14 protein-coding genes are annotated in these 18,021 nt (G+C 59.9%); 2 read left to right on the top strand and 12 right to left on the bottom strand.

Features of this window, described 5'->3' with window-relative positions:
- Nucleotides 1-27: 27 nt before the first annotated feature.
- The 3 genes from PIB16_RS01680 to PIB16_RS01670 all read right to left on the bottom strand — a co-directional run bounded on the left by PIB16_RS01680 (nucleotide 28) and on the right by PIB16_RS01670 (nucleotide 3,999).
- Nucleotides 28-1,704: an ABC transporter permease gene (locus PIB16_RS01680; RefSeq protein ID WP_271044868.1), complete on the bottom strand. Its 1,677-nt coding sequence runs from the start codon at nucleotides 1,702-1,704 to the stop codon at nucleotides 28-30.
- Between the two features lie 73 nt (nucleotides 1,705-1,777).
- Nucleotides 1,778-2,794, bottom strand: coding sequence for an extracellular solute-binding protein (locus PIB16_RS01675; protein ID WP_003503602.1), 1,017 nt, complete (start codon nucleotides 2,792-2,794; stop codon nucleotides 1,778-1,780).
- A gap of 149 nt (nucleotides 2,795-2,943) precedes the next feature.
- Complete coding sequence (locus PIB16_RS01670; protein WP_174038773.1) at nucleotides 2,944-3,999, bottom strand: ABC transporter ATP-binding protein; 1,056 nt, start codon at nucleotides 3,997-3,999, stop codon at nucleotides 2,944-2,946.
- A gap of 359 nt (nucleotides 4,000-4,358) precedes the next feature.
- Here PIB16_RS01670 and PIB16_RS01665 point away from each other — a divergent pair, with 359 nt between their 5' ends.
- Together PIB16_RS01665 and pgi are read left to right on the top strand one after the other, a co-directional pair.
- Entirely contained in the window at nucleotides 4,359-6,071 is a 1,713-nt protein-coding gene (locus tag PIB16_RS01665; RefSeq protein ID WP_271044867.1) for a long-chain fatty acid--CoA ligase, read from the top strand.
- Between the two features lie 139 nt (nucleotides 6,072-6,210).
- Nucleotides 6,211-7,836 carry a glucose-6-phosphate isomerase gene (gene pgi / locus PIB16_RS01660; RefSeq protein WP_271044866.1) on the top strand — a complete coding sequence of 542 codons (1,626 nt, stop codon included), beginning with the start codon at nucleotides 6,211-6,213 and terminating at the stop codon, nucleotides 7,834-7,836.
- A 61-nt stretch (nucleotides 7,837-7,897) separates the two neighbouring features.
- Here pgi and PIB16_RS01655 read toward each other — a convergent pair whose 3' ends face one another.
- The 9 genes from PIB16_RS01655 to PIB16_RS01615 all read right to left on the bottom strand — a co-directional run bounded on the left by PIB16_RS01655 (nucleotide 7,898) and on the right by PIB16_RS01615 (nucleotide 18,019).
- Entirely contained in the window at nucleotides 7,898-8,626 is a 729-nt protein-coding gene (locus PIB16_RS01655) for an esterase family protein (protein ID WP_078051308.1), read from the bottom strand.
- A complete protein-coding gene (locus PIB16_RS01650; protein WP_078051524.1) occupies nucleotides 8,623-9,588 on the bottom strand; it encodes an acetylxylan esterase in 966 nt (321 codons plus the stop codon). The genes PIB16_RS01655 and PIB16_RS01650 overlap by 4 nt, the downstream gene beginning before the upstream one ends.
- A gap of 124 nt (nucleotides 9,589-9,712) precedes the next feature.
- Nucleotides 9,713-10,639 carry a carbohydrate kinase family protein gene (locus tag PIB16_RS01645; RefSeq protein ID WP_003520009.1) on the bottom strand — a complete coding sequence of 309 codons (927 nt, stop codon included), beginning with the start codon at nucleotides 10,637-10,639 and terminating at the stop codon, nucleotides 9,713-9,715.
- A gap of 100 nt (nucleotides 10,640-10,739) precedes the next feature.
- Entirely contained in the window at nucleotides 10,740-11,438 is a 699-nt protein-coding gene (locus PIB16_RS01640; protein WP_003520012.1) for an orotate phosphoribosyltransferase, read from the bottom strand.
- Nucleotides 11,439-11,605: 167 nt separating this feature from the next.
- A complete protein-coding gene (gene pyrC / locus PIB16_RS01635) occupies nucleotides 11,606-12,643 on the bottom strand; it encodes a dihydroorotase (RefSeq protein WP_271044865.1) in 1,038 nt (345 codons plus the stop codon).
- A 112-nt stretch (nucleotides 12,644-12,755) separates the two neighbouring features.
- Nucleotides 12,756-13,793: a 4-hydroxyproline epimerase gene (locus PIB16_RS01630; protein WP_271044864.1), complete on the bottom strand. Its 1,038-nt coding sequence runs from the start codon at nucleotides 13,791-13,793 to the stop codon at nucleotides 12,756-12,758.
- 129 nt (nucleotides 13,794-13,922) lie between these two features.
- Nucleotides 13,923-15,245, bottom strand: coding sequence for an alpha/beta hydrolase (locus PIB16_RS01625; protein WP_271044971.1), 1,323 nt, complete (start codon nucleotides 15,243-15,245; stop codon nucleotides 13,923-13,925).
- 186 nt (nucleotides 15,246-15,431) lie between these two features.
- Nucleotides 15,432-16,928, bottom strand: a complete 1,497-nt coding sequence (locus PIB16_RS01620; RefSeq protein ID WP_271044863.1) for an acetyl-CoA hydrolase/transferase family protein — start codon at nucleotides 16,926-16,928, stop codon at nucleotides 15,432-15,434.
- Nucleotides 16,929-17,218: 290 nt separating this feature from the next.
- Nucleotides 17,219-18,019: a phosphodiesterase gene (locus PIB16_RS01615; protein WP_271044862.1), complete on the bottom strand. Its 801-nt coding sequence runs from the start codon at nucleotides 18,017-18,019 to the stop codon at nucleotides 17,219-17,221.
- Between the last annotated feature and the right edge of the window lie 2 nt (nucleotides 18,020-18,021).

Below are 18,021 nucleotides of genomic sequence, written 5' to 3'. Positions count from 1 at the left end.
CGTGATTTATCGGACAGGGCTTCGATATCAACCCTTGCGCCGGCCGATCCTTGCAAGCTGCATGACCGGAAGCATGCCAATGACGACGATTGCCAGCGCTGCGATTGCCGCCTCCTCATAGGTGCCGCGCGCCGCTTCGCCATAAAGATGGGTAGCGAAGGTTTCGAAATTCAGCGGCCTCAACAGAAGTGTGGCGGGAAGCTCCTTGACGCAATCGACAAAGATCAGCAGCGCCGCTGCCGCAAGCGACGCCTTGGATAGCGGCAGATGAATCTGGCGGAATGTCTGCGTCGCGGATCGCCCGAGCGTTCGCGAGGCGTGATCGAAGGATTGCGGTATGCGGCTGAGGCCGGCATCCACACCGCCCGCCGCAATGGTGAGGAAACGCGCCGAATAGGCGTAGATCAGCGCGGCGCCGCTGCCGATGAAGATGAGGCCGGTAGAGATGCCGAACCAGTCACGCATGGTCTGGTCGACAAACCGGTCGAAGCCGCCAAGCGCGATCAGCACGCCGATGGCGATGACCGTGCCGGGGGCCGCATATCCGACCGTCGAAAGGCGATAGGACCAGAGCGAGAGACGCCCCGGTGCAAGGCGCATGGCGTAAGCAACCGCAAGGCCGAGGATAAGGGTGATGATCGTCGCCAGTCCGGCAAAGACGATGGTGTTCAGAGCTTCGTCGGCAAAGCGGGCGGAGAGGCCGCTGAAACGGAACCGTTTCCATGCCTCGATGACGAGATAGGCGGCCGGCGCCACAAAGCCGATCAGGACCGGCAGGCCGCCGAGTACGAAAGCGGCCCAGCCCTTCAGGCCGTTGAGCCGCAGCGGCTCCAGTTCCCTGCTTTTCTGCGCCGAAACGGCATAACGCTGCTTGCGTCGCGCCCAGCGCTCCAGCGCCACGAGGGCGACAACGATGAACAGCATGGAAAGCGCGATCTGCGCCGCACCCGGCAGGTCGGATTTCGTGACCCAGGTGGTGTAGACGGAAACGGTGAGCGTGCGGACGCCGAGGAATTCCGATGCGCCTATATCGTTGAGCGCTTCCATCAAGGCGAGGCTGATGCCGACCGCAATCGCCGGTCGCGCCAGCGGCACCGCGACCTTGAAGAAGGCTTTGCGTCTGGAAACGCCGAGCGTTCGCGCCGCTTCCAGCAGGTTGCCCGCCTGTGTCAGGAACATGGCGCGCACGGGAATATAGACATAGGGAAACAGCACGAAGCCGAGAAGGACGATGCAGCCCGCCATGGACCTTATGTCCGGCAGGCGAAATTCGCGCGGGCTGGAATAACCGAGCAGCCAGCGGATCGCGCCCTGCACCGGTCCTATGGGATGCAGAATATCCAGATAGGCGTAAGCGACGATATAGGTGGGCATGGCCAGCGGCAGCAGCAGCGCCCATTCCAATATTTTGCGGCCGGGAAAATCATAGGCGGTGACCAGCCAGGCGGCATAGGTTCCGACGACGCCGGCCAGCAGCCCGACCCCGGCGAGAAGGATCGCCGTATCCGGAAGCGCCGTCCAGAGCACGGTCGAGCCGAGATGCGCCCACAGGCCTTCAGAACCCTGCAACGCCTGCGATACAAGCGCCAGAACCGGCACCATGGCGCCGCAGACCGCCAGCACGGAAAGGCACAGCCACCAGAAGGAGGATGAAAACCTGGCTCGGGCACGAGGTGTCAATGGCTGGATGGCGTCTGGATTCATGTGCTTTTAGAAAATACGCGGAAAGGCGCCCGCGAATGCGAACGCCTTCCACCATGTTATCGCTGATTGGCCCTTACTTGTCGAAACCGACCTTGTCGACCAGCTCGCTCGCCTGCTTGCGGTGCGAGACGATTTCCGTCAGCGGCTTGTTATCGATCTTCAGCGTGCCGAAGGAAGCGATGATCTCGTTGAGAGCCGCACCCTGCTTGACCGGATATTCGTAGTTGGCTTCAGCATAGATCTTCTGGGCTTCGTCGGAGACGAGATATTCCAGCAGCTTGACGGCTTCCGCCTTGTTCGGTGCATTCTTGGCCACGGCCGCGCCGCTGATATTGACCTGCGTGCCGCCGTTCTTGAAGGTCGGCAGAACCACCTTGATGGCGTCGCCCCACTTCACCTGCTCCTCGCCGCCCTTGCCCGAGCGCATCAGGCCAACATAATAGGAGTTGGCGATGCCGATATCGCAAATGCCGCCGAGGATATCCTTGGCAACGTCACGGTCGCCGCCGCCTGCCTTGCGGGCCAGGTTTTCCTTGACGCCGGCAAGCCACTTTTCGGTGTCCGCAGCGCCGTAATGGGCGATGTAGTCGGCAAAAAGCGCCGTGTTATAGGGGTGCTGGCCGGCGCGAATGCAGACCTTGCCCTTCCACTTCGCATCCGCCAGATCTTCATAGTTGAAGGAGGCGAGATCGACATCCTTCGCCGCATAAAGAACGCGGGCGCGCATGGAGAGCGCGAACCAATGACCCTTGGCGTCGCGAAGTTCAGCCGGGATAGCCTTGGTCAGGGTTTCGGATTCGACTGCCTGGGTGACGCCCTTTTCAGCGAGATCGACGAGGTTGCCGGCATCCACCGTCATCAGAACGTCGGCAGGCGAGCTTGCGCCCTCGCTCAGAACGCGCTCGGCGAGACCGTCCTTCAGGAACACGGTATTGACCTTGACGCCGCTCGAGGCGGTGAAGGATTCCAGCAGCGGCTGGATCAGGCCCGGTTCGCGGGTGGTGTAGATGTTGAGTTCCGCAGCGCTGGCCGTTCCGGCTGCAAAGGCAACCGTGCTGGCAAGCAGGGCAAATCTGGTAAATTTCGTCATGTTTTGTCTCCCTCTCCGATAGCGGCAATATAGAGGGAGCAGACATCATACCTGATGACCCAAATCAAGTTTTATTTCTCTGTTTTTCGGGCGGATTCGATCACCAAGAGTTGAAAATGGAGCGGAAATAAACATACAAATCCGCTCACTCAACTTGCAGTAAATATCAGCACGCCCTTGGGGTCGATACCGAAGCGCACCGCCGTCGTCCGGGCGGGTGTGCGCTGCATTGTCCTCACACGCAGATCGGCCGACAGTCCGGGCACGGCTATGCCAAGCTGCTCGATTTCCCCGAGGAAGACACGGCTCGATATTTCGCCGGCAATTCCTTCTTTCGCCGCACCGTCCTCGATGATCGAAATCGCATTTGGGCGAACATAGGCAACGGCGGCGAGACCGTCAGGCAGATCGGACGCATCGCCCAGAAGCCCGAGCGGCGTTTCGACGCGGCCCTGTCTTACCCGGCCTTCGATCTTGTTGAAGGCGCAGAAAAAATCGGCGGCATAACGGGTCTTGGGATGATCGTGGATTTCGTAACCCGTGCCGCTCTGCACGATGCGCCCGCGCTGCATCAGAACCACGCGGTCGCCTGCCGAAAGCGCCTCTTCCGGATCATGCGTCACCATGATCGCCGTCGTACCCAGTTGCCGCAACAGGCCGAGCGTTTCCTCGCGCACGCTGTCGCGCAATCCCCTGTCCAGATTGGAAAAGGGCTCGTCCATCAGGAGCAGGCCGGGCTGCGGGGCAAGCGCGCGGGCGAGCGCCACACGCTGCTGCTCGCCGCCAGACAGCGTATGCGGATAACGTTTCGCCAGTTCCTGCAGGTGAACATGTTCTATCATCTCGGCAGCGCGGCGGCGGGCTTCCACCTTCGGCAAAGACCGAAGACCGAACATGACATTCTGCTCGACGGTCAGATGCGGAAACAGCGCATAATCCTGAAAGACAAAACCGATATTGCGCTTTTCCGGCTCGACGAAAACAGCAGGGCCGGCAACGACAGCGCCGTTCAGGGAAACGCTGCCATGGTCCGGCGTCTCCACGCCCGCCACGATGCGCAGCAGGGTCGATTTTCCACAGCCGGAGCGCCCTACCAGACAAATGATTTCGCCGCGTTCGACGGAAAGATCGATATCGGACAGCACTTCCGTCTCGCCGAATCTCTTCCCGACCGATTTCAGTTCAAGCGCTGCCCTGCCTGCCATTTCCAATCCTGCCCTGCTTTGCGAATTATGTTGATCGCTCAAATCAGGATTAAAGTCAAAAAAGCCGGGCAAAATGCTTTTCCCTTCACGAGTTGGCGAGATGTGCGGCAGCAATATTGACGTTTACGTTAGAGTTAAATAGGTTTTGCCGACGAGATAGACGTCAAGGGATTAGGCGTCTATCATTCGTCACCGGGGAGCGAGAGGAGCGGTCGATCCGGTGACGCCACATGAGGTTCCCTCAACCCGGCCGATTGGGCCGGCTGAATGCGGGAGCTTCGTGAACATCAGGCAGCCGAAAGCGCCCTTCACGCGTTTCAAGGAATGCGCGGCGCGACAAAGACTCTGGGAGGAGAAGCATGAGTGAACTGTCCCTGGGACACCCGGAAAACGTCAGCGCAGAGAGGCGTTGGCTGGCATCCTATCCGCCGGGCGTACCCTCCGAAATCCCCGCATCCGCCCATGCCTCCCTTGTCGAACTTCTCGAAAAGAGCTGTGCGCAATTTGCCGACCGCAAGGCCTTTTCCAGCATGGGAAAGTCCCTGACCTATCGGGAACTGGACGCTGAAACCCGCGCGGTCGCTGCCTGGCTGCAATCCAGAGGGCTGGAAAAAGGCGACCGGGTTGCCGTGATGATGCCGAATATCCTGCAAAATCCCGTCGCGGTGTACGGGATTTTGCGGGCGGGCATGATCGTGGTCAATGTCAATCCGCTCTATACCCCGCGCGAGCTGGAACATCAGCTCAAGGATTCCGGCGCAAAGGCGATCTTCGTGCTGGAAAACTTCGCCCATGTGGCACAGCAGGCTGTGCCTAAAACCGCGGTGCGGCATGTGGTCGTCGCGGCGATGGGCGATCTCCTCGGCCTGAAGGGACATATCGTCAATCTGGTGGTTCGCAAGGTCAAGAAACTGGTGCCCGCCTACACCATTCCCGGTTCCATCAGCTTCAAGGCGATGCTGAAGGAAGGCCAGGGATTTTCGCTGAAGCCGGTCAGCCTTACGGCGCAGGACATCGCCTTCCTGCAATATACCGGCGGCACAACCGGCGTATCCAAGGGTGCGGTTCTCACCCATGCCAATCTTCTGGCCAACAAGCTTCAGATCAGCCTGTGGCTGGACGCCGCTTTTAATGGCCGAAAGGACCGCCCGGAAGTTCTCAACTTCATCTGCGCGCTGCCGCTCTGCCACATCTTCGCATTGACGGTGAATTCGCTGATGGGCATTGCGCTCGGCGGTCATAATCTGCTCATCGCCAATCCGCGCGACATTCCCGGCTTCGTGAAGGAACTGACGCATTATCAGCCGCATGTTTTCCCTGGCATCAACACGCTTTTCAATGCGCTGATGAACAATGAGGATTTCCGCAAACTCGATCTGTCGTCGCTTATTCTGGTTCTCGGCGGCGGCATGGCGGTGCAAAGGCCCGTCGCGGAGCGCTGGCTTTCCATCGTCGGTTGCCCGATTGCCGAAGGCTACGGCCTCTCCGAGACATCCCCGGTCGCCACCGTCAACCGCCTCGATTCCACGGAATTCAGCGGCACCATCGGCCTGCCCATCTCCTCGACGGAAATCGATATTCGCGATGAGGACGGCAACAGCCTGCCGACAGGCGAAGTCGGCGAGATCTGCATTCGCGGGCCGCAGGTCATGGCCGGCTATTGGCAGCGGCCGGATGAAACCGCAAAAGCCATGACCGCCGACGGCTTCTTCCGTTCCGGCGACATGGGTTTCATGGACGAGCGCGGTTACACCAAGATCGTTGATCGCAAGAAGGACATGATCCTCGTTTCCGGTTTCAACGTCTATCCGAACGAGGTGGAAGAAGTGGCCGCCAGCCATCCGGGCGTGCTGGAATGCGCCGCAATCGGTGTTCCGGATGAACATTCCGGCGAAACCGTCAAGCTTTTCGTGGTCAAGAAGGACCAGTCACTCACGGAAGCGGAGCTCAAGGCCTTCTGCGCCAAGAACCTGACGAACTACAAAAGGCCGAAAATCATCGAGTTCCGCACCGAGTTGCCGAAATCGAATGTCGGCAAAATCTTGCGGCGAGAATTGCGCAATCTGAACTGATTGTCTCGCGCAATGGGGAGAGCCGGGCGACCGGCTCTTTCTTTCGTCCCGGCCCTTTTCTTTTATCAAAGTCGCCTTGATTTGGCCGCCTGAAAAAGAATAGTTTCCTCATCCTTCCACGGAAGCCGAGGAGCACAAGATGCAGGCCACCATCGAAAAACTGAAAGCAACGGCGAGCAGCACAGCCGCAACCGATCTTCGCGCCGCCTTTGCGGCCGACGACAAGAGATTCAGCCGTTTCAGCGCCAAATTCGATGACCTGCTGATGGACTATTCCAAATGCGCCGTGAACGAGGAAATCGTCACGCTTCTCGAACAGCTCGCACGCGAAGGTGGCGTCGAGGCAAAGCGCGAGGAGATGTTCTCGGGCAAGGCGATCAACTTCACCGAAGACCGCGCCGTGCTGCATACTGCGCTGCGCAATCGCTCCAACACGCCGGTTCTCGTGGAGGGCAAGGATGTGATGCCTGACGTGAACGCCGTTCTCACCGCCATGGGCAAGTTTGCCGAGGCGATCCGTTCCGGTTCGCTGAAGGGTGCGACCGGTAAGAAGATTACCGACGTCATCAATATCGGCATTGGCGGTTCCGACCTCGGCCCCGTGATGGCGACGCTGGCGCTTGCGCCTTTCCATGACGGCCCGCGTGCGCATTTCGTCTCGAACATCGATGGCGCCCATATCGCCGATACTCTGAAGCTTATCGACCCGGAAACCTCGCTGTTCATCGTCGCGTCGAAGACCTTCACCACCATCGAGACGATGACGAATGCCGCCACTGCGCGCCGCTTCATCGCCGAGAAACTGGGTGAGGCAGCTGTCAAGCATCACTTCGCCGCCGTTTCCACCGCGCTGGACAAGGTTGCCGCCTTCGGCATCGAAAGCGACCGCATCTTCGGTTTCTGGGACTGGGTTGGCGGACGTTATTCGATCTGGTCGGCCATCGGCCTGCCGCTGATGATCGCCATCGGGCCGGATAATTTCGGCAAGTTCCTGGATGGCGCGCATGCCATGGACAGGCACTTCCGCGAAGCGCCGATCCGTGAAAACCTGCCGATGCTGCTCGGCCTCATCGGCTTTTATAACCGCAACGTGCTGAATTATCCGACCCGGGCGATCCTGCCCTATGACCAGCGTCTGTCGCGTTTCCCGGCTTATCTGCAGCAGCTCGACATGGAATCGAACGGCAAGGGCGTCACTATCGACGGCACGCCCGTCGAAGGCCAGTCCGGCCCGGTCGTCTGGGGCGAGCCCGGCACCAATGGCCAGCACGCCTTCTACCAGCTCATCCACCAGGGCACGAGCGTCATTCCGGCCGAATTCATGATCGCCGCCAACGGTTTCGAGCCCGAACTGCGCCACCAGCACCAGCTTCTCATTGCCAATTGCCTGGCGCAATCGGAAGCGCTGATGAAGGGCCGCACGCTGGCTGAGGCAAAAGCCCAGCTCACCTCCAAGGGCATGGAAGACGAACTCGCCGATTTCATCGCGCCGCATCGCGTCTTTACCGGCAACCGCCCCTCCATCACCTTCGTATACGACAAGCTGACGCCGTTCGCGCTTGGCCGTCTGATCGCGCTCTACGAGCACCGCGTTTTCGTCGAAGGCGTGCTGTTCCGCATCAACTCCTTCGACCAATGGGGCGTGGAGCTGGGCAAGGAACTGGCGACCGGCCTGCTGCCGGTCGTGGAAGGCAAGGAAAGCGCTGCCGGCCATGACAGCTCTACGCAGGGACTGGTGAAGGCGCTGGCCGGTCTGGCAGGCTGAGTGACGTTACGACCGCAATCTTAAAAGCCGGAGACACCTCCGGCTTTTTTATGCGGCGGCCTTAAATATAAAGCGCCGCCATCTTGCGCCACGCTCCGGCCCGGTGGGCGCGGCCATCCCAGACATGCATTTGATGCCCCACCTGCTTCTCCGATAGAACCCGGCTCAGATGATGGTTGTTGTGGAGAAACGGGTCAGCATCGCCGATGGTGAAAACCATGTCGATGTGGCGCAGGTGTTCAAGCCGCCATGGGCAGGCGAGGCCCGGCAGGAAATGGCTCGGCATGTGGAAATAGATGTCGTCGTCGTAATAGCCATCGAACAGATCGCCGAAGAATTCCACCTTCATCGTCAGATCGTAACGGCCGGAAAAGGCGACGAGCTTGCGAAAAAGATGCGGGTGGCGAAAAACGAGACTGGCGGCCTGAAACGCACCCAGGCTGCAACCCTGCACGATCGTATCGTTATTCGGGTTTTTCTCGGCCATCAGCGGCAGCACTTCGTTCAGAATATACTCTTCGAAGGCGGCATGGCGGCGAATGCGATCGGCGGGATGATGCCCGGCCGCGTAGAAGGTCTCTCTGGCAAGCCCCTCTATGCAATAGAGCTGAAGGTGGCCCGCCTCCAGCTTGTCGGCCAGACTGCCGACAAGACCCAGTTCCTCATATTCGAAGAAACGCCCGTCGCGGGTGGGAAACATCAGCACCCTGGCGCCGGAATGTCCGAATATTAACAGCTCCATGTCGCGATGGAGCCTTTGACTATACCAGCGGAGATATTCGCGTTTCATGGCACCTTGAAAAACCGTCTGACCTTGTCCTTATGGACCGCATCTTGCGATGCGCTGTCAGGGTAATCGAAATGCCCGGCGTCGAGGATGAATATTTCATTAAATTTTGATTTCGGCAGCGCATTGGCCACCGCGAACTGGCAGGGCGGCGCGACCGCCGGATCGAAAAGCGCGGGTGCGACCAGCATCGGCACTTTTATGCGGGTGGCGGCAATGGCGGCGTCGAACAGGCGAAGCGTCTCAAGCACATTGGCATGGGTCTTCTGATAGGTCTGAACCGCATCCGCGCTGCCAACGGTGGGCAACGTCAGCCAGAACGGCCGGTGACCGAATGTCGGCACGACAAGATGGCCGCGATCAATGCGCTCGTCGAAAGGGATGGCCAGTGCACCGATGCCGCCGCCGAAACTGATGGCGCTATAACCCACCTGCCCTTCCAGCCACGGATAGAGGCTGATGAGCGTGGAAACGGCAACCCACAGATCATCGACGCAGCCGCCGATGATGTAATCGTCTTTCCTGTCGATATTATAGAGAACATGAAGCGACGGGTCGGACGAAATCGGCGGACAGGCGCTCAGCGAAAGCCCGCGAAAACAGGGAAACAGCACGGCCGTTTCTTCCACCGGCACGTCGAAATCGGGTTCCCCTCGCCCACCATAACCATGGCCGACAACGAGGCCGCGGCGCACCTGCCCTTCGCGCGGCAAAAGCAGCCACCCGCCGATGCGAAAACCGCCGGTGGAGGTGTAGGTCATATCAAGGACATGCCAGCGGGGGTCGGTGAGCCTGCTCTTGCGTAGCACCGGCCGGGAATCCGTGGCGAGCGCGCGGCGATAGCGCTTTTTCCAGAAATCATCGAAGCCCGGCGGCGCTTCGGGCGGGGTGATGGCCAGCAGCTGCTCGCGTTGCATGCCATAGGTCGGGTCGAAATCGAAAGGATGGGACTTGGGAACGCTCATGCGACGCTTGTTTCGTGAAAAAACAGCGGACACAAGCTTCATAATATCGAAATAACGGTTTTTTACGGTTCTAAAGCCGCGAAGAGTGTTGAACCACCTTTTCAAAATGGTTCAACCGCGCTCATCACAAACCGATTTCATGCGCAAAGGGTGGGTTCGCGCCGGCCCGCGAAACGGTGACAGCGGCCGCTTTCGCGCCGAGCGCCAGAGCCTTCCTGATCTGGTCTTCCGTCAGCGAGGCAACCTGCGCCTTGGTCAGCAAACCCTGCATTTTCAGCGAGGCAAGAATGCCGGCATCGAAGGTGTCACCCGCGCCGACAGTGTCGACCACTTCCACCCGCTCGGAGGCCACTTCAACCTTGAGATTGGCGCTATACCCCACAGCGCCTTTGGCGCCACGGGTGACGACGACGAGTTTCGCGCCATGGTGCAGCCAGTGGCGGGCAAGCGTGTCCTCATCACCTTCCAGCCCGAACCAGGCAAGGTCCTCATCCGAGAATTTCACGATATCCGACATGGCCGCCATGCGGCGGATGCGGGCCATGTGGGACTGCTTGTCCTTGATGAAACCGGGGCGAATATTCGGATCGAGCGAGATGACACGGCTTTCGTGCTCGCGCGTCATCAGCGCCTCATAGGTGCTGCCGCAAGGCTCCGGGATAAGGCTGATCGCACCGAAATGCAGCGCCTCGCAATCGGCGCCCAGTGCCGGAAGCTCCGCTTCGGTGATCATCCGGCCGGCGGTGTTTTCGTCATAGAAGGCATAGGTCGCATGGCCATCCACCAGCTTCACGAAGGCGATGGTGGTCGGCCGCGAAAGGGTGGCGCAATAGCTGAAGTCGACATTGCTGGCGCGCAGGGTTTCCCGCAGGATATCGCCCATCATGTCATCGGAAAGGCCCGTGAAGAAGGCGGATGGAACGCCGAGACGCCCCAGCGCAATCGCCGTGTTGAAGACCGCTCCGCCTGCATAGGGGGCAAAACCCGCCTCACCCAGCGTCGTCTGCCGGGGCAGCATGTCGATCAGGGCTTCACCACAACACAGGATCATTACGGTCCTCCTCAAAACAGCAAATCAAATGGACTTAAATCGATTTAGACGAAGATCGATCGGAAGGCCAGCCGCAAAACCGGGCTGGCCGCATCCGAAATTAAGATTGCGGCAATTCGCTGACACCGCCGCGTTTTGCCGACCATGGCAGCGGGTTATCGAGGAAGGCTTCGACCTCCGACAGGGTCTTCTCGTCGAACAGTTTTTCAGCCCGGGCAACGGCCAGAACATCGCGCCAGGTGGTCAGGTAATGCAGCTTGACATTGCCATTGGCGAAGCGCGCTTCGGCCTCTTCGAAGATGCCGTAATAGAACAGCGCGATGCCGTGATCGACAATGCCGCCCGCCGCTCGGATGGCGTCGATGAAGGTGAACATCGAGCCGCCGGCCGTCGTCAGATCCTCGATGACAAGAACGCGGGCTCCCTCCGGCATATGGCCTTCGATCTGAGCGTTGCGGCCATGGCCTTTCGGCTTCTTGCGGCAATAGATCATCGGCAGGCCGAGGCGCTCGGCAAGGAAAGCGGCAAAGGGAATGCCCGCCGTTTCACCACCTGCCACACAGTCAAACTTCTCGAAACCGGCCTCGCGCATCACCGCCGCCGCCGCAAAATCCATCGCCGCCGAGCGGATGCGCGGGAAGGAGATGAGCTTGCGCATGTCGATGTAAACCGGGCTCTTCATGCCCGAAGCGAAGGTGTAGGGGCTTTCCGAATTAAAATGGACCGCCTTGATTTCCCACAACATCTTCGCAACCAGTTCCGCAACGACGGCGCGGTCAGTGAATGTGAAATGGTTCATAGGCGTTCTCCTTTTTCGGCCTTGGTTTATCGCTCCGAAAACCCGGATCGGTTTTCGGAAAGCACAATGTCTCGGTTCAGCATTGCAGGCATCCGCAGGCGGCGCCGAAGGGCGAATGCCTGGGGACCATAACAAAACCGCCGGCAGTGCCGGCGGTTACTAAAAAATCAACTTACATCCCAATGGACCGGGAACATCGGATCGAACACGGTGACCGGCCCGGCGCCCGTCTCGATTTTTTCAGGAAAGGCCACCGCTTCCTCGCGCTTGACCAGCGTGATCGTCTCCTCGTTCGGGGCCAGCCCGTACCAGGCCGGGCCGTTAAGCGAAGCGAAGGCTTCCAGCTTATCGAGGGCGTTTTCATCCTCGAAGACGTGGGCGAGACAGCTCATGGTGTTGATCGAGGTATAGATGCCGGCGCAGCCGCAGGCGCATTCCTTCAGCGGGTCCACATGCGGAGCGGAATCCGTGCCGAGGAAGAAGCGTGCATCGCCCGAAGTCGCGGCAGCCCGTAGCGCCAGCCGGTGTTCTTCGCGCTTGGCGACGGGTAGGCAATAATAATGCGGCTTGATACCGCCGACCAAGATGGCATTGCGGTTGATGATGAGGTGATGGGTGGTGATGGAGCCGGCGATGTTGGCCTTGGACGACTTGATATAGTCCACGCCGTCGCGGGTGGTGATGTGCTCCATCGTCACCTTGAGTTCCGGCAGGCGCTGGCGCAGCGGCTCCAGAACCGTATCGATGAACACCTTCTCGCGGTCGAAAATATCGACTTCCGGCGTCGTCACCTCACCATGCACGCAAAGCGGCAGGCCGATCTTCGCCATGCGTTCCAGAACCGGCATGGCCTTGTTGAAATCGCGCACACCGCCATGGGAATTGGTGGTCGCGCCCGCCGGGTATAGCTTTACGGCGGTGATGAGGCCGCTTTTTTTGCCCTCTTCCACATCGTCGGCCTGCGTGTCCTCGGTGAGATAGAGGGTCATCAGCGGCTCGAAACGGTCACTCGCGGGAATGGCCTTGACGATGCGTTCGCGATAGGCGCGGGCATCGGCCGTGGTGACGACCGGCGGCACCAGGTTCGGCATGATGATGGCGCGGGCGAAATGGCGGCTCGTATCCCCGATCACCCCTTCCAGCATTGCCCCATCACGCAGGTGCAGGTGCCAGTCATCAGGGCGGCGCAGGGTGAGCGACTTCATCGGGATACCTCGGAGCATGATGGAATTGCGCCCGCTTAGCATCTTTTGTCGCGGGAAAACAGCCGCCCGACACGATCAGGCAGCCGTAAATGGCATTTTTTTAAAGCACGCTTCAGATGTTGCCCGCTTCCGGACCCCAGACATCGGTCATGGCGAAACCATCGGCCAGCGGATCAAAGGGATCGAGACCCACCTGATGCAGGCCGAAGGTGAAGCCGCGTCCGGCAATGGTGGGGATGACAGCCGGGCGGCCGGCCACCTCGGTGACGGTGGAAAGGCCGACATCGAATTCCGAACCGATGATCGAGCGGGATTTATACTCGTCTCCCACCTTCACCTTGCCGCGCGCATATAGCGTGGCGAGATTGGCCGAATTGCCGGTGCCACAGGGCGAGCGATCCGCCCGGCCCGGCCACATGGTGGTGCAGGTGCGGATGGAGCCATCCGCATCCACATCGCGGAACATGACATAGGCAACGCCGGAAATGGCCGGAATTTCCGGATGAACGACGGTCATTTCGCGGTTGACCAGATCTTTCAGGATCATGCCCGCCGAGACCAGCTTTGCCGCATTGGCCTTTTCGATGGTGAGGCCGATCTGGCGGACATCGACCAGCGCATAAAAAATGCCGCCATAGGAAATATCCATCGTCACCCTGCCCCATTCGGGCGTGTCGATGCTGACATCCAGCTCATGCACGAAGGATGGCACCATGGTCAGCTTGACCTTTTCGCAACGACCGTCGCGGCAGGTGGCTGTGGCCTTGACCAGACCGGCCGCCGTTTCGAGGATGATGACGGTTTCCGGCTCCTGCATTTCCACCATGCCGCTTTCCAGAAGCGCCGTCGTCGCGCAGATGGAATTGGACCCGGAGCTGGCATGCGCCTGATCTGGCTGGAGAATGACGAAGGCGGCGTGCGCATCCGGGTGCTTCGGCGGCAGGAGAAGATTGACCGACCCCATCGGCGTGCCGCGCGGCTCCAGCGTCAGGAAGCGACGAAGCGCCTCTCCCTGCGGATCGGTATTCATCCAGTGAAGCTGTTCGGCCACGGTGTTGCCGGGGATTTTCGGCGCGCCGCCGGTGACGACACGGCCGATTTCGCCTTCACAATGAACATCGAGAAGCTGGAGGGTGCGTTTCCAACGCATGGTGGTCTACTCCGGAAGTTGGGTTGTTGACCCGACCATACAGATAAAAATACAAGCTGTATACAAATCTACGAGGGCGAGATGATGAAAACCGCTTCCGGTTTCACCATCTCGCTCTTGATCTTTGATCTATCGGTTACGGCACTCTGCCCGGTTTCGATTGGCGGCCGCCTCGCAATTCACTCTCGATGACTGAACAGCCTGATCGTCCACCACAGAACCCGCCGTATCGCCCACCGATCCGACGGTATTTTCAACGGAGCGGCCGAGCCGTTCCACCTGCCTGCCGTAATTTTCACGCGTACGCGGATCGAAGACCGCAATCGGCGCGCTGACCACGACGCTGGCCGCCGTTCCAACGGTTTGCGCCGCCCCGATGCTGACAGCACCCAGCGCCTCACCCAGACCGACATCCGAATCCGTCACCGTCTGGCCGGCGATAAGGCGGTCGCCGATAAGCCGAACAACTTCGGGGCTTTCGGCAAATTTTCCATGGTTCAGGCGGTCGCCGGATTGCAGCTTGGTCAAATCCAGAACGGTGATGCCGGCTTTTTCAAGCTCGCTGCGATAGGGTTCGACCGATGGGTCGATCTGGCCGAGACGATCGACATTGCCGGAAATACGACGTGACAGGCTGAGAGCGCGATCATCCTGCGAAACGAACAGAGTGAATTTCGGCGGTGTTTTGCCGAGGCTTGCGAACTGCCGGCTGAACACGTCGACATCCAGATCGGGTGCGGCCAGAATGACATTGCTGATCTTCGGATCGACCCGGCCATTGCGAATGGCCATCTGGCGCAGCGCCTCCACCGCAAGCCAGGTGCCCATGGAATGGGCCATGACGGTGACCTCGCCGATGGACTTGTCCTTGGCGAGGCGGGTCAGCATTTCCTCCAGCGCATCGCGAGAGTAGTTGGTGCTTTCCTTATCGTAATTATAGTCGAAAATGCTCGCCCGCGACGGCCAGGTGAAGACCACCGGCACGACATCCGTGCCGGAATCATGGACGATCTGGGCGAAGCGATAGACGGATTCTTCGTAACGATTATTGAAACCATGCACGAAGACCAGCACGCGGCGGTCTTTCTGGATATGCTTGCTGATCCAGCTTCGTGTCTCCGCTTCGGAGCGAATGGGCTCCACCGCAACCGTGGTGAAATCCTTCAGCGGGTTCGGCGGCAGTTTCTTCGGCCATTGCACCTGCCCGACCTTGCGGTTGGCATTGGGCGGAATGGAAACCGTCACCGCATCCACCTTCAGACCCGTTCCGCGCTCGCCGCCAAAAAGCACGGCGGCGTTTTCCGATGGTGCACGGGTGGTGGCGACCAGAAGGTTGACCGGCGTGGTTCCCGCCACGGTTTGCCCCGTCGGCGTCATGACCCCAATCGGACGCCCCCCGCAGCCGGCGAGCAGGGCGACAATGGCGATCATGGCCACGAAGCGAATGGGCATCACGTTACTCTCCTACAACCCAGAGGCAGCCAGACAGCAGCCGGGGGAGAGGATTTTCTACCGGAGGCGGAACCGCCGCGCCAGCAACCACAGCACCGGAGCGGACAATTTCCGCCCCGGTGTGTCCAAACGGACCCAATAGCACGGCTGTCACACCGGCAACGGGGCGCCTTCTAAAATGCAGGCCTATTTCTGCGGCAGCATCGTGCCCCTTTCGCGCAGAGCCGCATGCCAGGAGAGCGCTTCCTCGATGAGATGCGGCGTATGTCCACCCCGCGCCACCGCCCGCCGGTAATAATCCGTCAGCGAATCGCGATAATCAGGATGCACGCAGTTTGCGATGATGACCGCCGCGCGCTCGCGAGGCGCGAGCCCACGCAGATCGGCAAGCCCGATTTCGGTGACGAGAATATCGACATCATGTTCGGTATGATCGACATGGCTGACCATCGGCACGACGCTTGAAATGGCCCCGCCCTTGGCGATCGATTTGGTGACGAAGATGGACATATAGGCGTTGCGGGCGAAATCCCCCGAGCCGCCGATGCCGTTCATCATGTGCGTTCCGCCGACATGGGTGGAATTGACGTTTCCATAGATATCGAATTCCAGCGCCGTGTTGATGCCGATAATGCCGAGGCGGCGGATGACTTCCGGGTGGTTGCTGACCTCCTGCGGCCGCAGAATAAGCCTGCTCTTATATTCCGCCAGTCGCGGCATCACCTTCTCGTTCATGGCGGAAGACAGCGTGATCGACGACCCGGAGGCGAAAGTCAGCTTGCCCGCATCAAACAGTTCGAAAGTCGAATCCTGCAGGACCTCCGAATACATTTTGAGATCGTGAAACGGCGTATCGATGAAACCGTGCATCACGGCATTGGCGATGGTGCCGATGCCGGCCTGGAGCGGCTGGAGTTCATGGGTCATGCGGCCGTGACGCACTTCGTTCAGCAGGAACTCGGTGAGATGGCCGGCAATGGCCTTCGTCTCGTCATCCGGCGGCAGCACCGTTGAAAAACTGTCACTCTTGTCACTCAGCACGATGGCGGCGATCTTTTCCGGCGGCACCGGAATGAATGGCAGGCCGACACGGCTATCCGTCGCCACTACCGGAATGGGCATGCGGGTCGGGCGTCTGGCGGGAATGAAGATGTCGTGCAACCCCTCCAGCACCTCGGGCTGCGAGAGGTTGATTTCGACGATGACCTTATCGGCCAGAATGGCGAAGCTTGCGGAATTGCCGACGGAAGTGGTGGGCACGATGCCGCCTTCCGCCGTGATCGCCACCGCCTCGACAATGGCGATATCGACCCCGTGGATCTGGCCGCCGCGCAATTGCTCAACCGTTTCGGAAAGGTGCTGATCGATGAACATCACCTTGCCGTCATTGATCGCCCTGCGCAAAGCCGGATCGGACTGGAACGGCATGCGGCGCGCCAGCATGCCCGCCTCCACCATGGTCTTGTCGAGATCGTTGCCGAGTGAGGCGCCGGTCATCAGGGTGATTTTCATGGGGTTCGTCTTGGCGCGTTCGGCCAGCGCCAGCGGCACCGCCTTCGCTTCGCCGGCCCGCGTAAAGCCGCTCATGCCCACCGTCATACCGTCCTGAATGAGACTGGCGGCCTCTTCGGCGCTGACGATCCTGTTCAAGAGGGACGCGTTGCGGATACGCTTTTCAAGCATGCAATTCTCCATGATCTGTCATCACGATGGCACGGCATTCGGCCGGCCACCTTTCGGCGACTATGGCGTGCAGTTTCATCGATGAAACTGACATAGATCAAGGGTGCGCACGGAACCATGGTTCCGATGCATCACATCCCGTTCAACAAACCAGAAGTGGCGCATCGGCGCGACAGGCCGCGGGGCTCTTCTCACCACCGCAGCCTTGCAATCGTCAAAAACCCCTCCCTCACCACCGGCAACAGGCGACGAGGCGAAGGTCATCCCGTGCAACAGGGAAACGTCCGATGTCAGGGGCCTTCACAGACAGGCGCCTGACCGAGCACGACCTGCCCCGCTTCCGCATCATAGGCACGCAGACCGAATGCACCCAGGCTTATCACCCGGTAACAGGGATTGCCGCCTGTCCACAGCGGATCGACAACATCGATATCGGTGATGAAACGGTGGGCGCAGGCCTGACCGGAGCTGTAGGCGATGCCTTCGGCGGTCGTACCTGCCATCGGCACATGGATATGGCCAAAAATGATATGACGTATACCGGCCGGATGAGCGGCGAGACGGCGCATGACAGCTCCGTCATCATGCATGCCGATATGTTCGAAATGGCGGATGCCGCAATCCATCGGCGGGTGATGAATGAACACCGTCACCGGCAGGTCGCCCGCGCCTTCCAGCGCACTCTCCAGCCATCCCAGACGATCCGCACCATATATGCCGCCGATCACATCGGCCTCGTGGCTGTCGAGAAACAGCAGCCGACCGAATTCGGTATCGATGAAGGACTGGATGTAGCCGTTATCGTCACGCGGCTGTTCCGGAAAAGCCGCGACGAATTCCGGGCGGCGGTCGTGATTGCCGAGCATCAACCGCACGGGGATCGAAACGGGCGCGAGGATGTCGCGAAGCAGCTCATAGGCTTCCGGCTCGCCGTAATTGCAAAGATCACCCGTCATCACAAGAAGATCGGCGTCGGCATGTTTTTCGACAATATCGGCCACCGCCGCGCGCAGCTGCTTTTCCGGGTCGACGCCGTTTACAGCAATGCCGGGGGGTACGAGATGGGTGTCGGTGATCTGGATGATCTTCATAA

Source organism: Agrobacterium sp. ST15.13.015 (assembly GCF_027871645.1).
GTDB lineage: Bacteria > Pseudomonadota > Alphaproteobacteria > Rhizobiales > Rhizobiaceae > Agrobacterium > Agrobacterium leguminum.
The sequence above is the reverse complement of the archived record's forward strand: the minus strand, read 5'-3'. Positions and strand labels throughout refer to the sequence as shown.

Coding starts and splice junctions, on each gene's coding strand:
- PIB16_RS01665 (WP_271044867.1), top strand. CDS start 4,359: ATGAGTGAACTGTCCCTGGGACACCCGGAAAACGTCAGCGCAGAGAGG.
- PIB16_RS01620 (WP_271044863.1), bottom strand. CDS start 16,928: ATGCTTGAAAAGCGTATCCGCAACGCGTCCCTCTTGAACAGGATCGTC.
- pgi (WP_271044866.1), top strand. CDS start 6,211: ATGCAGGCCACCATCGAAAAACTGAAAGCAACGGCGAGCAGCACAGCC.
- PIB16_RS01645 (WP_003520009.1), bottom strand. CDS start 10,639: ATGATCCTGTGTTGTGGTGAAGCCCTGATCGACATGCTGCCCCGGCAG.
- PIB16_RS01640 (WP_003520012.1), bottom strand. CDS start 11,438: ATGAACCATTTCACATTCACTGACCGCGCCGTCGTTGCGGAACTGGTT.
- PIB16_RS01615 (WP_271044862.1), bottom strand. CDS start 18,019: ATGAAGATCATCCAGATCACCGACACCCATCTCGTACCCCCCGGCATT.
- PIB16_RS01650 (WP_078051524.1), bottom strand. CDS start 9,588: ATGAGCGTTCCCAAGTCCCATCCTTTCGATTTCGACCCGACCTATGGC.
- PIB16_RS01675 (WP_003503602.1), bottom strand. CDS start 2,794: ATGACGAAATTTACCAGATTTGCCCTGCTTGCCAGCACGGTTGCCTTT.
- PIB16_RS01670 (WP_174038773.1), bottom strand. CDS start 3,999: ATGGCAGGCAGGGCAGCGCTTGAACTGAAATCGGTCGGGAAGAGATTC.
- PIB16_RS01680 (WP_271044868.1), bottom strand. CDS start 1,704: ATGAATCCAGACGCCATCCAGCCATTGACACCTCGTGCCCGAGCCAGG.
- PIB16_RS01630 (WP_271044864.1), bottom strand. CDS start 13,793: ATGCGTTGGAAACGCACCCTCCAGCTTCTCGATGTTCATTGTGAAGGC.
- PIB16_RS01655 (WP_078051308.1), bottom strand. CDS start 8,626: ATGAAACGCGAATATCTCCGCTGGTATAGTCAAAGGCTCCATCGCGAC.
- PIB16_RS01625 (WP_271044971.1), bottom strand. CDS start 15,245: ATGCCCATTCGCTTCGTGGCCATGATCGCCATTGTCGCCCTGCTCGCC.
- pyrC (WP_271044865.1), bottom strand. CDS start 12,643: ATGAAGTCGCTCACCCTGCGCCGCCCTGATGACTGGCACCTGCACCTG.